Source organism: Aeromonas sp. ZOR0001 (assembly GCF_000801015.1).
Classification (GTDB): domain Bacteria; phylum Pseudomonadota; class Gammaproteobacteria; order Enterobacterales; family Aeromonadaceae; genus Aeromonas; species Aeromonas veronii.
In genome coordinates this window covers 38020-53146 of sequence record NZ_JRJY01000091.1, presented here as the reverse complement: position 1 = coordinate 53146, position 15127 = coordinate 38020, and the positions used below count along the sequence as shown (strand labels likewise).

The window sequence follows — 15127 nt, the reverse complement described above, 5'->3', positions numbered from 1 at the left end:
GCTGGGAGCAACGGATCGCCGGAGCCCTCCAGATGTTCACTATCGATACCCTGCTGACCCAGCACTTCCCCCGCCTGCTTGGCTACCCCCTGCTCACCCCGCTGTTAAAGCGGCTGCTGGGCTGGTTGCTCAACGAACAGGCCTTTGCCGACTTTGCCGCCCGCTATCCGCACCTGCGCGGCCTCGACTTTGTCGAGCAGGCGCTGACCCAACTCGATTTCGACTATCGGGTCAGCGAGGCGCAACTCGAGCATATTCCCGCCAGCGGCCGGGTCATTCTTGTCGCCAACCACCCCATCGGCTCGCTGGACGGACTGGCGCTGCTGCAACTGCTCGGCCGCATCCGACCCGATGTGAAGATCGTCGCCAACCAGCTGCTGGCCCAGCTCGCGCCGCTGCGCCCTCTGCTATTGCCGGTAGACAATATGGAGGGCAAGACCGATCGACAGGCCATCCTCGCCATGAATGAACACCTCGCCCATGAAGGGGCGCTGGTGATCTTCCCCGCAGGCGAAGTCTCGCGGCTTGGCCTCAAGGGGGTGAAAGACGGCCCCTGGCAGGCAGGCTTTATCAAACTGGCCCAGCGCACCCGCACCCCGCTGGTACCCATCCATCTGGGGGGGCGCAACAGCCTCTGGTTCTATCTCGCCTCCTGGCTCAACAAGCCCGCCTCCGCCCTGTTGCTGGTGCGTCAGCTGTTTCGCCAGCAGGGGCAGACCCTGCCGGTGACCATAGGGGCGCGCATTCCGCTCGGCAGTTTTCAGGAGCTGCCCGCCAAGACGGCGGCGCGGCTGGTGCGCAACCACCTCTACCGGATTGGCCGTGGCAAGGCAGGGCGCCTGCAGACCGAGGCCCCCATCGCCCTGCCGGAGGATCGCCGCCAACTCAAACAGGCCATCGAAAGCTGCGAGCAGCTCGGCACCACCCCGGATGGTCAGGGGATCTACCTCTACCGCCGCCACGAACTGAGCCACTCGGTGATCCTGCGCGAGCTGGGGCGACTGCGGGAGATCGCCTTTCGCGCTGTGGGGGAAGGATCCGGCAAGCGGCGGGATCTCGATGGCTTTGACAACGACTATCACCACCTGATCCTCTGGGATCCGGCCCGACTCGACATTATCGGTGCCTACCGGTTCGCCCCGGTGGCCGAGCTGCTGGCCAGCAAGGGGAAAGATGGTCTCTACAGCCATACCCTGTTCGGCTTCGAGGATAAGTTGCTGCCCCGGCTGGAGCAGGCCATCGAGCTTGGCCGCAGCTTTATCCAGCCCGCCTACTGGGGCAAGCGGGGGCTCGATTATCTCTGGTTCGGCATCGGTGCCTATCTGGCCCGCTATCCCCGCTACCGCTACCTGTTTGGCCCGGTGTCGCTCTCCGGCAGCCTGCCGCCGGCGGCCAAGGATCTGCTGGTGAGCTTCTACCGCCAGCACTTTGCCCCCGAGCTGGCGCTGGCCCCCTCCCGCCGTCCCTACCCCGAGACGCAACCTCTGTTCGAGGGGTTGGATTACGGCGCCGACCTCAAAGCACTCAAGGCCCGCCTCGACAATTTGGGCTGCGCCATCCCTACCCTCTACAAGCAGTATTCCGAGCTGTGCGAGCCGGGCGGCGTCCAGTTTATGGATTTTGGCATCGACCCCGACTTCAACCACTGCATCGACGGGCTGGTGTGGGTCGATGTGAGCCGCATCAAGTCCCACAAGCGGGCCCGCTATATCGGCAGTCATCTGGCCGAGCCGCGCTTATAACCCTTCTGGAGCCAGGCAAACAGCCAAAGGCAAAAAAGGAGAGAGAGGCCATCGCCTCCCTCTCCTTTCGCTCTCATGCTCAGCACCTTTTCGAGGCGCTCTGCCCATCTGGCGTTACTCGGCCGCCTTGCGATCCGAGTGGCCGAGATCCCGCTCAGGGGCGATGACGTCACGCACCCGCTGCTTGATCTCCTTGGCCTCAGGGAAGCCGTCATCGACCACCCGATCCCACACCTGCACCCCGCTCACCAGAATGCGGAACTCCCCCTTGCTGGCCGGCACCAGCGCCACCTCCCCCAGATCGCTGTCGAAGGTGGAGAGCAGCTCCTGCGCCAGCCAGGCGGCGCGCAGCATCCAGCGACAGAGGGTGCAGTAGCGGATTTCGATGCGGGGTTTGCTGATCAGGGTTTCAGACTCGGTCATGAGTGACTCCATAAAAAAGCGGCCAATGGCGGGAAATGGCGTACTGCCGCCCAATGGCCGATCCCGATTCGGTCAAATCAGTGCTGATCAACCCCATGAAAATCGGCCAGCCAATGGCGGGCAATAGTACGCATCGCCGATTCTGGCAGCTCGAACAGGCCGGGTGCAAGAGGGCCTGCCGCCAGCATCCGGATCCCTTCCATGATCTCCGCCAGCACCAGATAGACATATTCGCCAATCACGGCGCCATGAACGAAGTTGACCGCCTCGCCCCGGTTGAGCAGGTAGATCTGGGTGCCATCCGGCCGGTTGAGGGCCAGCACATGGGGGCACACCTCTTCGCTCGGCCACGGCAACTGGGCCAGCGAGAAGGCAAACTCGTCGTCGGCCGAGGTGACCGAGGCGACCATGGTGCCGGGGCGCAGCGCCTGCAGATCCGCCAAGTCCAGCGAGCCGTTGCCGGTAGAGCAGATCACCAGCTCGGCGCGGCTCAAGGCTTCAGCCTTGGTGATCAAGCGAAAACCGTGAGAGAGCGCTTCGACCTGTCGCAGCACATCGGTCTCCACCAGCCCGAGATGGAGGTTGCGACAACGCAGGTCGCGGGCGATGCTGCGCCCCACCTTGCCATAGCCAAACAGCACGGCTTCGCAGACGTTGAAAGTACGGTTGAGGTTACGAGCCAGCGACTCCGCGGAGTAGACCACGCTCAAACCAATCTGGATATCCTCGGCCTGCTTGAGGGGGCTGCGAGCCACCGACACCACCGGGGTCGCCAGCACCTCTTGCTCATAGCGTTGATGGCCGTTCTCGGTCATCTCCACCACCCCTAGGAAACGGGGGCCAAAGTATTCACTCAAGATCACCTGTGTTTTGGCAAAGTAACCGCCAATATCGAGGATCAGCAACCGCTCGTGGGGGGCCACCAGCGGTGCAATCTGCTGGATAAGGCTGTCGGGATCATTGGTCCAGCGCCGGTTGAGGGGCAGCACCGGATAGTGCTGGGATACCCACTCCAGGGTCGGGCCGTGTACCGATTTCGGTTTGGGTAAAATGGCACCAATCCGCCCAATCCGGGAAAGCGCTTCGATAAAACGGGGGCGATCGGGAAGCAGGTGAGTGACCAGCAGAATGCAGAGACCGTCGATGCGTCCCTGTCCGGTGAAATGGCGAAAAAACAGATGCTCAGATCCTTGACTGCGCAACTGTGGCCTCCTTATGTGCCGCAAAGCAGGCAAACAGAACCCGGCGCGGCCGGGTTCTGTGTGTATCCAAATAAAATGAAAAACCTTTTTATCTGAAACACATAGGTGGCTCAATCATTATCTGCCAAGAGTATGAGCGGGTATGCAAAAATGACTGTAATTGCCTGTTTTTCATGCAAAAATCAGTACAAAGAAGCAGCAGGCCACACCCACCACAGGCTGAGCCCGGTTCCTGCCGCGGCGAGCAAGATCAGTCCACCCCAACGCACTGGCAACGGTTTGTCACGCAACGCCCACTCCAGCAGCGGCAGCAACCAGACCGGCAGCAATACCAGCAGCGGCACCTCCACATATTGCCAGGCCAGCATCTGGACAAAGGCGAGGGCCAGCGCCAGACCGGCGGGCGCTACCCTGATGCCAACAAAGGTGGCGAGCAGGGCGCGAAAACCGGCGAAAGCGGCCAGCGCACCGGCCAGTTGGGCAATCAGCAGACTGCCATCGATGCCGATCACCAGCGCCAGCCAGATAAAGCCGAGGGCAAACCCGAGCCCCTCGCGGCTATCACAGCGCAAGGTGCTCCAGCCAAACCAGAGGATAGCGGGCAGCAGTGCCAGCCAGATCCCGGGTTCGCTCGCCAGTACCGAGGCCAATCCCTGCCACCACACCAGCGCACTGAACACGGCAAAGAGCAGCAGCGAACCGCGCAGGTCACTCACCTGAGCCGCAATGGCGGGCACCAGCAGGGTCAGCGGCAGCCACTGCCACGCCTTTTCCGGCATGCCATAGAAGCCGCCGAGCCAGGATCCCACCAGCCAGAGCGCCAGCGCGCCCCACAGATACCCCAGTCGCGGCCAGCGCCACGATAGCAAAGCGGCTCCCAGAGGAGCCGCCAGGGTTTGCAGCAGAAGTTCCGCGCCCATTACTTGCGCACGCCTTCGACAAACAGGTTGATATTCATCTCGTCCGGGATGCCGGGCAGCATGTAGCTCACGCCAAAGTCACTGCGCTTGATGGTGGTGGAGGCGTTGAAACCGCTGCGGTAGCCGCCCCAGGGATCCTTGCCTTCGCCAATTTTGACCAGATCGAAGGCCACTTCCTTGGAGACGCCGTGCAGGGTCAGGGTCCCTTTTAGCACGCCTTTATCCTTGGTGCCCTCGTAAGCGGAGCTGACGAAGGTCATCTTGGGATATTGTTTCACGTCGAGGAAGTCCGGGCTGCGCAGGTGTTTGTCGCGGGCCTCGTGATTGGAGTCGACGCTGGCGGCATCCACTTCAAAGCTCGCCTTGGCGGCCGCCGGGTTGGCGTCATCCATGCTGAAGGTGCCGCTGAAGGTGTTGAAGCTACCCACCAGCTCGGAGAAGCCCAGGTGACCCACCTTGAACTGCACTGTGGTGTGCGCCGCATCCACATCGTAATCCGCCGCCATCAGAGGAGTAGCCATAAACAGGCAGGAGGCCAGCAGAGCCTTGGTCATTTTCATCCGTTCGTTCCTTCATCTTGGGGTTCACATCAGTGGTTAAAATGCTAACCTCGTTCTGAAGATGAATAATCAGTGATTTATTAAATTCATTATTTACTGAGGATGGAAAATGGACCAGATCGCCGCCATGCGCACCTTTATCAAGGTGGTGGAGTGCCAGAGCTTTACCAAGGCCGCCAACCAGCTCGGCATCTCGGTCGCCATGGCCTCCAAGCTAATGCAGCAGCTGGAGGAGTCCCTCGCCACCCGGCTGCTGTCGCGCACCACCCGTCAGGTCAATCCCACCGAAGCGGGGCAGTTCTACTACCAGCGCTCCCTCGCCCTGCTGGCGGAGCTGGAAGAGACCCACAGCCAGCTGACTCACCACAACCAGCAGCCCAACGGCACCCTCAAGCTCTCGGTGCCGATGGATTTTGGCTATCTGCACCTCTCCCCCGCCCTGCCGCTGTTTCGCCAGCGCTTTCCCGATCTCAAGCTCGATATCGAGTACAGCGACCGGCGGGTGGCACTGGTGGAAGAGGGGTTCGATCTGGCGCTGCGGATCGGCCACCTCAGCGACTCCTCGCTGGTGGCGCGCCAGCTTGCCACCATTCGGGTCGAGCTTTGCGCCAGCCCCGCCTATCTGGCACGCAAGGGCAGACCGGAAAAACCCGATGATCTCAAGCAGCACGACTGTCTGATCTACACCCTGACCCAGCCGGAGTGGCACTTCAAACGGGGAAGCGAGCAGCAGAGCATCCGGCCACAGGGGCCGCTGCGGGCCAACAACGGGGTGGCGCTGACCCGCGCCGCTTGTGATGATCAGGGCATCATATTGCAGCCCACCTTTATCGTGGGGGAGGCCCTGCGGTCAGGGCAGCTGGTCAGCCTGCTGCCGGAGTGGGACAAGGGAGATGTGGGACTTTATGCGGTCTATCCGCACCGCCGCTTCGTCTCGGCCAAGGTGCGCTGCTTTATCGAGTTCGTGCAGGAGCGCTATCTCGCCCCGCAACAGTGGGATAAGCCGTGATGATTGCCAGAGCAGAAGATACGGCCTGACTGTCCGGCCTGCTGGTCCGGCTTGAAACCTAACGCTGGCCGGATGCGGTGGTGGATGCGGCAACAGGGGTGAGCTTGGCTAGCAGACGCTCCTGCTCGAGGCTTAACTGCCAGCGTGGCAAACGGGTGCCTATCACCGAAAACTGCTGCTCACTGAGGGCATAGGGGAGCGCCACTTCAATCTCGGGGCAGTCAAACATGGCGGCCAGCTGCAGGATCAGAATGAGGTTTGCCTCGTCGGTCTTGTGCTTGTTGACCCGTTTGCGGATCTCGTGGCGCAGCTGGGTTTCGGGGTCCTGGGTCATCGCCTGCCAGCCGAAACCGAACAACGGCACCAGCGCGCTGACAATCCCCAGCGCCGTCATCGGCTGCTTGGGAGGATGATAGAGTGCGTTGAGATCCAGCCGAACAGGATTCTGACGAACCTCACCCTCACCAAATAAAATCGTTTTCGTCATTGGATTACCCGTTATATTCCACTAGACTGCGCCGCATATTTTACCCCGATATGCCAACGAGGTGCTGATGCTAAGCGATATCGAGATCTCCCGCCAGTCCCCCCGTCTCTCAATCCACGCGCTGGCCGAACGCCTCGCCATCCCCCAGCACCTGCTCAGCCCTCATGGCCACAACAAAGGCAAACTCAGCCTCGACCTGCTCACGTCTCAACCCAAGCAGAGCGGCAAGCTGGTACTGGTGAGCGCCATCACCCCGACCCCACTCGGTGAAGGGAAGACGGTGACTACCCTTGGCCTCTCCATGGGGCTCAACCATATCGGCCAGCCCAGCATCGCCACTATCCGCCAGCCGAGTCTCGGTCCGGTATTCGGGGTCAAGGGGGGGGCCGCAGGTGGCGGCCACGCCCAGGTGGTGCCGATGGAGGAGATGAACCTCCACCTCACCGGCGATTTTCACGCTCTGACGGCGGCTCACAATCTGGCGGCTGCAGCCCTCGATGCCCGCCTGTTCCATGAGCGCAAACTCGGCGACCAGTTCAGCGCCAAAACCGGCCTGCCGCGGCTCGATATCGATGCCGATAACATCCTCTGGCCGCGCACCCTCGACATGAATGACCGCGCCTTGCGCCACCTCACCATAGGTCAAGGTGGCGCAGCCGATGGGGTGGAACGCAGCGATCGCTTCGTCATCACCGCCGCCTCCGAGCTGATGGCCATTCTGGCGCTGGCGAGCGATCTGAAAGACCTGCGCCAGCGCATCGGCCGCATCCAGCTGGCCCGCGATATCCACGGCAAGCCCATTACAGCCGAACAGTTGGAAGTGGCGGGCGCCATGACGGTGCTACTCAAAGATGCGCTGCAACCGACCCTGATGCAGACCACCGAACAGACACCGGTGCTGGTGCACGCCGGCCCCTTTGCCAACATCGCCCACGGCAACTCCTCGGTGATCGCCGATCGTATCGCCCTTGGCCTGACCGACTATGTGGTGACCGAGGCAGGTTTTGGCTCCGACATGGGGCTGGAGAAATTCTTCAACATCAAGAGCCGCCAATCCGGCATTCCCCCCGCCTGCGTGGTGCTGGTGGCCACGGTGCGCGGCCTCAAGGCCAACAGCGGTCTGCTCGATATCCGCCCGGGCCAACCGCTGCCAGCCAGCCTGCAGGGGGAAGACCTGCCGACCCTCAAGCAGGGCTGCGCCAACCTCGCCTGGCATATCCGGAACGCCCGCCGCTACGGGGTGCCGGTGGTGGTCGCCATCAACCGCTTCCCCACCGATAGCGAGGCCGAACTGGCGCTGCTGGCCCATGAAGCGCAGCAAGCCGGTGCCTGTGGCGCGGCCATCTCCAACGCCTTCACCCAGGGTGGTGCAGGTGCCAGCGAGCTGGCCCGCGCCGTGGTCACCGCCTGCGAGCAACCCGGCAAGGTGAAACTGCTCTACCCCGACGAGGCGAGCCTCGACGCCAAGCTGGCTACCCTGGTGGAGTGCGGCTACGGCGGCCGCGGAGTGCAGCTCTCCGACAGAGCGCGCCAGCAGCTGGCCCAGATCTCCGCCGAAGGGTGGGATCACTTGCCCATCTGCGTGGCCAAGACGCCGCTCTCCATCAGCCACGACCCCGCCCTCAAGGGAGTGCCGACCGATTTCGAGGTGCCCATCGACGAGGTGAAGCTCTGCGCCGGTGCCGGGTTCGTCTATGCGTTGGCGGGCCCCATCATGACCATGCCGGGGCTGGGCAGCTTGCCTGCCTATCGCCATATCGATATCGATGAGAACGGCGAGATAGTCGGCCTGAGCTGAGCCCTTCCACAACGCCAGAAACAACAAGGCCCCGCCAATTGCGGGGCCTTCTGTTATCCATGCATCAACCCTTAGAGGGTGAAGCGCTGGGTCATATGGTGCAGGGTGTTGGCCAGCTTGCTCAGCTCGACGCAAGCCTGGGCGATCTGATGAGCGCCCTGGGCATTCTCGTCAGCGGCATTGTGAATGTTGACGATGCTGCGGTTGAGCTCTTCGGTCACCGCGTTCTGCTCTTCGGTGGCTGTGGCGATCAAGGTGTTCATGTCGGTGATGCGCACCACGGCACCGTTGATGGTCTCGATACTGGTACCGGCATCCCGCGCCAGACCGACACTCTCCTGCATCTGGTGACGACTCAGCTGCATGGCGTTGCCCGCCTCGGCGGCGCGGCTCTGCAACAGTTCGATCATCTTGCTGATCTCAGCGGTGGAGTCCTGGGTACGCTGGGCCAATGAACGCACTTCATCCGCAACGACCGCAAAACCACGACCCTGCTCACCGGCACGGGCCGCTTCGATGGCGGCGTTAAGGGCCAGCAGGTTGGTCTGACCGGCGATATCGCGGATCACATCCAGCACCACGCTGATGTTGGCGCTGTCGGCCTCCAGCTGCTGCACTACTGTGCCTGCTTGCTCAATCTTGACCGACACATCTTCGATGCTGGTAATCGAGCTGCGAACCACTTCGCTGCCAGCAGCAGAGGTGCGGGAGGCATCCTTGGCGGCGCTCATGGCATCCGTGGTGTTGCGGGCCACTTCGTTGACGGTGGACTGCATCTCGTTCATGGCTGTCGCCACCTGAGAGACTTCGTTCTGCTGGATGGCCATGCCGCTGGCAGACTGGCTGGAGATGGCGCTCACCTCCTCCACTGCGCTGCTGAGTTGGCTCACGGAGCCGGCGATCTCGCTCACCAGATCGGAGAGGGAGCCCTGCATCCGGTTGATGGCGGAGCCCAGCTGACCCAGTTCATCGCGGTTGAAGCGGCTGTCACGGATCCACTGCTGCAGTTCGCCCTGACCCAGATCGCCATTGGCAATACGCTGGGCCTGACGGGCCAGCATGATCAGCGGGTCGCGGATCTGGCGGGTCAATACCACGGAGAGCACCACCACAAGGATCAAACCGACCACCAGCGCGATGGTGACACTCAGATTGGCGGATTGATAAGAGTCGACAATGTCGCTGCGGGATTCAGACGCATAACCATGGTTAATCTGGATAAGGGAGGCCACTGACTTGCTCAGCGCGGTGTAAAGGGGAACCCCCTCCTCAAGGAAGATGCGTTGGGCTTCGGCAAGCTGATCGCTGTCTTGCAGCTGTTTGACTCGCTGGTGCAAGGCGACGTAACGATCCCAGTCAGATTTCACCGTATCGAATGTACGGCGCTCCGCCACATCCTCAGGCCAGATCGTCTTGTCATGGGCAATCAGCTGCTGCGCGATCGCGTTAAGCTGTTGACTGGCAATACTCCGATATTCAGCCCTTTTCAGCGGCTCGGCAGCCACCACGAAATAACCCAGCTCATAACGACGCAACTCACCGAGAGAATCCCCGATCGCACTTGTGCGATTGACCGCAGGCAGGATGCTGTCGGTAAACCGGATGGCAACATCATTCATGTTGCCAAACTGGACAAGGGAAAAACCGCCGATAAAGGCGACCATCAAACCGAGCACGGCAAAGCCGGCGGTGAGTTTTTTGCCTATGGTCATGGTACTGGTATTCATGGGATATCCTGGTGGTCGTTAAATTCGTAGCACTCGTCCGGTTCACGCCCTCCTGGCATGAACTATCTGGCCACCTGTTCAGTGGCGCACCATCCAACCTTGATGAATATCTCTGAATTCCATGAGCGGCAGCGAGAGCCGTGAGGGGGCGCTAGAGTAACCGGATTGTGATGGTTCGGAAAGAGTCTGTCCGGTTACTTTTTGTAAGGTGAATACGAGGGATTTATCGTGCTCGATTAAATATACCGCTCAGATGAATAAATCGAAAAAATGCATAACGTTTGCATAAGGCAAGCCGCACGGGTCAAGCCGTTGCAGGCCGCCACTCTCATCCGGGACCAATGAAAAACGCCAGCAATGGCTGCTGGCGTCTCGTTTATTCAGCGTGGCGGTTACAAAACAACCGCCATCTTATCCGCGCAGGCCGCCCAGAAATTCGGCCCGGGTATCGGGCTGGGTCTTGAACACCCCGCCGAGGGAGGTGGTGGTGGTATAGGAAGTGGAATCCATCACCCCGCGCGCCTTGACGCAGTAGTGGGTCGCCTTGATGCTGATGGCCACATCCTTGGTACCGAGCAGGGTCTGCAGCGCCAGCAGGATCTGCTGGGTTAGTCTCTCCTGCACCTGGGGACGACGGGCGAAGAACTGCACGATACGGTTGATCTTCGACAGGCCAATCACCTTGCCGCGAGGGATATAGGCCACATGGGCCATGCCGTCGATGGTGACGAAGTGGTGTTCGCAGGTGCTGGTGAGGCTGATATCCCGCACCATGATCATCTCGTCCACCTGCATCTTGTTCTCGATCACTGTCACCTTGGGGAAGGTGGAATAATCGAGGCCGGAGAAGATCTCGTTGACGTACATCTTGGCGATGCGGTGCGGCGTCTCGGCCAGACTGTCATCGGTCAGATCCAGCCCCAGCGTCTCCATGATGGAGCGCATATGGCCTTCGATCTTCTCCCGCTTCTGCTGGCTGTTAAGCTCGTTGGTGACCAGGGGGGTTTCCAGTCCCTGGGCTTCGAGGGCAGCCCTGACCAGCAAGGCTTCCGGACTTAAGGTTGTCATTATCTTCTCTCCCACGCTCAGGGACTGTGAGGGCAGCTCAAGGAGCAACCCCTTATGTTATGGCGGCGTACAGGGCCGATGGTATCGCTGTAATGGTCGCCACTCGGGATGTGACAGCCATCTGTTATGGCGGCATAGTAAACGGCCATTGCCGCCAAGATTCAAGTCAACTTGTGCGTCACCTCATACTTTATGACCATCTCACCCCGTTTCAGCGCCGATTACCCCGAGATTCCCTTGAGATAACCTGCCCATCCCTGGGGATTTTTGTGATAATCCCGCCTTCAATCATAGAAAGAGGTCATGACGATGGGATTTGATACCAGCGGACTACTCCCCTTAAGCGATGCCCTGCAAGGGATGCTGGAACAACTCGCCTGCTGCTGCGACAGCGAGCAGCAGCCCCTGCCAGAGGCCCTTGGCCGGGTGCTGGCCAGCGACATCGCCTCTCCCCTCGCAGTGCCCCCTTTCGACAACTCCGCCATGGACGGTTACGCCGTGCGCCTTGTGGATCTCGCCAGCGGCACCCCGCTCATCATGGCGGGCAAGGCGTTTGCCGGTCAGCCCTATCAGGGCGAGTGGCCCGCTGGCCACTGCGTGCGGATTATGACAGGCGCCCCGGTACCGGCCGGTACGGATGCAGTGGTGATGCAGGAAGAAACGCAGGCCGACGACGATCGGATCACTTTTCTGGCACAACCCGAACCGGGCCAGAACATCCGCCGCGCCGGCAGCGATATCGGCAAGGGCGCCTGCGTGCTGCCAGCCGGTACCCGCCTCACCCCAAGAGAGATGCCACTGCTGGCCTCCCTTGGCGTGGCTACCGTCGCGGTGCGCCGCCCGCTGAAAGTGGCCATCTTCAGCACCGGTGATGAACTCAAACCGGTCGGTACCCCGCTCGCCCACGGCGATATCTATGACTCCAACCGCTATGGCGTGCGGGCCATGCTGGCGCGCATGGGCTGCGACTGCCTCGACCTTGGCATCATCCCGGACGATCCGGCCCAGCTGCGCGCCGCCTTTATCCGCGCCGATGAAGAGGCCGATGTACTCATCACCACCGGCGGTGTCTCGGTAGGGGAAGCGGATTTCACCAAACAACTGCTGGACGAGCTCGGCGAGATCGGCTTCTGGAAGCTGGCCATCAAGCCGGGCAAGCCATTTGCCTTCGGCCGCCTGCCCCACGCCTGGTTCTTCGGCCTGCCGGGCAACCCCGTCTCCGCCATGGTCACCTTCGATCAGCTGGTGCAACCGGCGCTGGCCAAGCTGGCGGGCCAGCACTTCGAGCGCCCGCTCCAGCTGCAAGCCATTGCGGCCGAGCCACTCAAAAAGAGCCCGGGCCGACTCGACTTCCAGCGCGGCGTCATGAGTCAGGGGCCAAACGGCCTCGAGGTGCGCAGCACCGGCTCGCAGGACTCCGCCGTGTTCAGCTCCCTGTCACGAGCCAACTGCTACATCGTTCTTGAGCGCGAGCGGGGCCGCGTCGCAGCGGGCGAGACGGTGACCGTGGAGCCATTCGGGGGATTGCTGCTGTGAGCGAGATCCTGAGCGACGCCGAACTGCTGCGCTACAACCGCCAGATCATCCTCAAATCCTTCGATTTCGAGGGACAGGAGGCGCTCAAGCAGGCCCGTGTGCTGGTGATCGGTGCCGGTGGCCTTGGCTGCGCCGCCAGCCAGTATCTGGCGGTGGCCGGGGTTGGCCAGCTCACTCTGGTCGATTTCGACAAGGTGGAGCTCTCCAACCTGCAGCGTCAGGTGCTGCACAACGATGAGCGCATCGGTCACTACAAGGTGGACTCAGCAGCGCAGTCGCTTCGTGCCCTCAATCCCTGGCTCAAGGTGGAGACCCACGCTGCCGTGGCCGATGAGGCGCTGCTCGATACCCTGTTGCCCCAACACCAGCTGGTATTGGATTGCACTGACAACCTGGCCATTCGCAACCTGCTCAACCAAAAGGCACGCCAGCATGGCGTGCCACTGGTCAGCGGCGCCGCCATCCGGCTGGAGGGACAGCTGTGCAGCTTCACCTGGCAGGAAGATGAGCCCTGCTACGCCTGCCTCAGCGCCCTGTTTGGCGAGCAGGCCCTCACCTGTGTCGAGGCGGGAGTGCTCGCCCCCGTGGTGGGGCTGGTGGGCAGCCTGCAAGCACTGGAAGCTATCAAACTCTTGGCAGGCATGGGCAAAAGCTACAGCGGCCGCCTGCTGATGATCGACGGCCTGAGCGGCGCCTTCCGCGAGATGAAGCTGCCCAAGCGCCCCGACTGCCCCGTCTGCTCTCACCCTTGACCCAAACGGGATCAAAAAAGCCGAACCCTGTGGTTCGGCTTTTTATTTCAATGTAGCAGCGACATCGGAGATCAGAAGATCCCCTTGGCTTTGACCTTTTTCATATTGGCCACCTGACTCGAGAGATCCTCTATCAAAGGTTCTGCCTCTGTGCCGACAACACTCTGTCGAGCGGGGGCACTGGCCAGTCGCTGGATCAATCTGTGCTGCTCGCGGATCAGCCGGGATTGCTCTTCCAGTTGGCGAGAGAGCAGCTGGATACTGCTGGCAAGGGGAGCCAGATCCTGCTCGGCCCCTGCTGATGGCAGCTTGCCAGCGATGGCTTCGGCCAGCTGGTCATGATCCAGCGCGGCAGGCAGCCCCTGCCTGAGTTCATCCCACATCTCGGCGGGTTGTTGCTCGCCAAGCCGGCTGACAATCTCGTCCACCAGTGAAGTGGTATCACTCTGTCCCAGCTGTGGGGCCAGTCTGGCCACTATCTCGTCGATCATCACATCCGCGGCAGGCTGCGCCTCGCCAGCGACCTCACCCAAATTGAAACCACAGCTGGCAAAGGCATGACGCAGGGTGGTCATGCTCACCTGCTCCGGCCCCAGCGCATTGGCAATCGCTTTGCAGAGGTTGGGCGCCAGCACGTACATGAACATGCCGGAGAGATAGATATCCTTGTGGAAACGGCTCTTGGAGAAGTCAAACTCCTCGGTGCCCTCCTGGATCTTTCGCGCCCGTTGATACCAGTTCTGCAATACCCCGACCGCATAGCGATCAGACTCCAGCGCACCCGGATCCATGTAGATGGAGAAGGTCATGCGCTTGAGTTGACTACTCATCGTCAACCTCGGCCATCACAGGCGCTTCGCGATAAACTTCATCCTCTTCCGTGGTGTAGAGGCAGATTTCACGAGCCAGCGCGGACTGAGCATCGTCCAGCAGCTCGACACGGTCACCCAGGGTGGGATAGGCCGCCTTGATCGCGTCATAAATCAGTGACGCACCGCCACCGACCAGATAGACACGGTTCGGGTTCTTGGCAAACTTCTTCGCTTCATGTGCAACCTGAGTGCCCAGCTCGTCGATCTTGTTTTGCATCTTCTCGAGGATCTTGGGGATCTGGCTCTCATCGTTGACCACATCGCGTACAAAGCTCATGTCGTGACGACGCTTGATAAACTCGTTGGCCACCAGATAGCTGGAGTCGCTGTCTGCTGCGGCCAGCGCCTTGCGGGTAGCGTCGGTCACCATGGAGACACCGATCTCGTTGTTACCGTAGACATCGGAGACATCATCAAACTCACCGACGATGATCCCCATATCCAGAGTGGTGCCGCCACAGTCGATCACCAGAGTCTTGGTGAACTCGTTGCAGCCTGAACCAATCAGACGGGAAAGCGCAGCAGGCAGACTCTCCGGCATCACTTCGACACTGACGATATTGAACAGCTCGCCCTTGTTAAGGGTGATCGGACGCATCAGGTTGCGGCGTTTCTTCTCGATCTTCTCTTCGTTGCGCTGGCAATCGTCCGGGTTGTAAAACTCGGTGATGGGCAGGGTCACGGTAATGGCGACATCGCACGGCGTCACACCGGTCTGCAACAGGGCATGATGCACTGAGAGCAGGTTGAGATCGTCATACTGGTACTCCACATGGGTGGTGGCCAGAGACTTATCGGAGGTCGCGTCGTAGGTGTACTTGGTGTTGCCTATCTCGTAGTTGTAGATCTTCTTGTCTTTACGCAATGCGGCGCTCTTCCAGTCCTTGCGAAAGGAGTTGGGAGAGATGATGGTCTTGAGCACCTTGTTCTCAATCCAGCTCACCTTGACGTTGGTCGAGCCATCATCGATGGCCATTTTCATTACTTCAGACATGAGGAAACACCTGTTAATAGATCAGAAATGGGTCCGA

Annotated in this window: 14 protein-coding genes; 5 read left to right on the top strand and 9 right to left on the bottom strand. The window is 60.9% G+C overall.

Features of this window, described 5'->3' with window-relative positions:
- The first annotated feature begins 32 nt into the window (after positions 1-32).
- Entirely contained in the window at positions 33-1742 is a 1710-nt protein-coding gene (locus L972_RS12235) for a lysophospholipid acyltransferase family protein (RefSeq protein WP_047438532.1), read from the top strand.
- A gap of 114 nt (positions 1743-1856) precedes the next feature.
- On the opposite strand, the gene L972_RS12230 is transcribed toward L972_RS12235, so the two are convergent.
- From L972_RS12230 to L972_RS12215, 4 genes are all read right to left on the bottom strand, one after another.
- Positions 1857-2165 carry a SelT/SelW/SelH family protein gene (locus tag L972_RS12230; protein WP_043821170.1) on the bottom strand — a complete coding sequence of 103 codons (309 nt, stop codon included), beginning with the start codon at positions 2163-2165 and terminating at the stop codon, positions 1857-1859.
- A 77-nt stretch (positions 2166-2242) separates the two neighbouring features.
- Positions 2243-3367: an adenosylhomocysteinase gene (locus tag L972_RS12225; protein ID WP_005334409.1), complete on the bottom strand. Its 1125-nt coding sequence runs from the start codon at positions 3365-3367 to the stop codon at positions 2243-2245.
- 182 nt (positions 3368-3549) lie between these two features.
- On the bottom strand, positions 3550-4287 hold the full coding sequence (locus L972_RS12220) for a hypothetical protein (RefSeq protein WP_047438529.1): 738 nt from the start codon (positions 4285-4287) through the stop codon (positions 3550-3552).
- On the bottom strand, positions 4287-4847 hold the full coding sequence (locus L972_RS12215) for a YceI family protein (protein WP_047438528.1): 561 nt from the start codon (positions 4845-4847) through the stop codon (positions 4287-4289). Before L972_RS12215 ends, L972_RS12220 begins: the two co-directional genes overlap by 1 nt.
- A gap of 109 nt (positions 4848-4956) precedes the next feature.
- Here L972_RS12215 and L972_RS12210 point away from each other — a divergent pair, with 109 nt between their 5' ends.
- Entirely contained in the window at positions 4957-5856 is a 900-nt protein-coding gene (locus L972_RS12210) for a LysR family transcriptional regulator (RefSeq protein ID WP_047438526.1), read from the top strand.
- A gap of 58 nt (positions 5857-5914) precedes the next feature.
- Here the strand turns inward: L972_RS12210 and L972_RS12205 are convergent, their stop codons facing one another.
- The gene (locus tag L972_RS12205; RefSeq protein ID WP_047438524.1) at positions 5915-6343 is read right to left on the bottom strand and encodes a hypothetical protein; all 429 of its coding nucleotides are present in this window, start codon (positions 6341-6343) and stop codon (positions 5915-5917) included.
- A gap of 67 nt (positions 6344-6410) precedes the next feature.
- On the opposite strand from L972_RS12205, the gene L972_RS12200 reads away from it, so the two are divergent.
- Complete coding sequence (locus tag L972_RS12200) at positions 6411-8141, top strand: formate--tetrahydrofolate ligase (RefSeq protein ID WP_047438523.1); 1731 nt, start codon at positions 6411-6413, stop codon at positions 8139-8141.
- 71 nt (positions 8142-8212) lie between these two features.
- Here L972_RS12200 and L972_RS12195 read toward each other — a convergent pair whose 3' ends face one another.
- On the bottom strand, positions 8213-9868 hold the full coding sequence (locus tag L972_RS12195; protein ID WP_047438521.1) for a methyl-accepting chemotaxis protein: 1656 nt from the start codon (positions 9866-9868) through the stop codon (positions 8213-8215).
- Between the two features lie 411 nt (positions 9869-10279).
- The gene (folE, locus tag L972_RS12190) at positions 10280-10936 is read right to left on the bottom strand and encodes a GTP cyclohydrolase I FolE (protein WP_005334419.1); all 657 of its coding nucleotides are present in this window, start codon (positions 10934-10936) and stop codon (positions 10280-10282) included.
- 309 nt (positions 10937-11245) lie between these two features.
- Here folE and moeA point away from each other — a divergent pair, with 309 nt between their 5' ends.
- Entirely contained in the window at positions 11246-12472 is a 1227-nt protein-coding gene (moeA, locus tag L972_RS12185) for a molybdopterin molybdotransferase MoeA (RefSeq protein ID WP_047438518.1), read from the top strand.
- The gene (gene moeB, locus L972_RS12180) at positions 12469-13224 is read left to right on the top strand and encodes a molybdopterin-synthase adenylyltransferase MoeB (RefSeq protein ID WP_047438517.1); all 756 of its coding nucleotides are present in this window, start codon (positions 12469-12471) and stop codon (positions 13222-13224) included. The genes moeA and moeB overlap by 4 nt, the downstream gene beginning before the upstream one ends.
- Before the next feature lie 71 nt (positions 13225-13295).
- Here moeB and L972_RS12175 read toward each other — a convergent pair whose 3' ends face one another.
- Positions 13296-14054: a hypothetical protein gene (locus L972_RS12175; protein WP_227274000.1), complete on the bottom strand. Its 759-nt coding sequence runs from the start codon at positions 14052-14054 to the stop codon at positions 13296-13298.
- On the bottom strand, positions 14047-15090 hold the full coding sequence (gene parM, locus L972_RS12170; RefSeq protein WP_103252105.1) for a plasmid segregation protein ParM domain-containing protein: 1044 nt from the start codon (positions 15088-15090) through the stop codon (positions 14047-14049). Before parM ends, L972_RS12175 begins: the two co-directional genes overlap by 8 nt.
- Between the last annotated feature and the right edge of the window lie 37 nt (positions 15091-15127).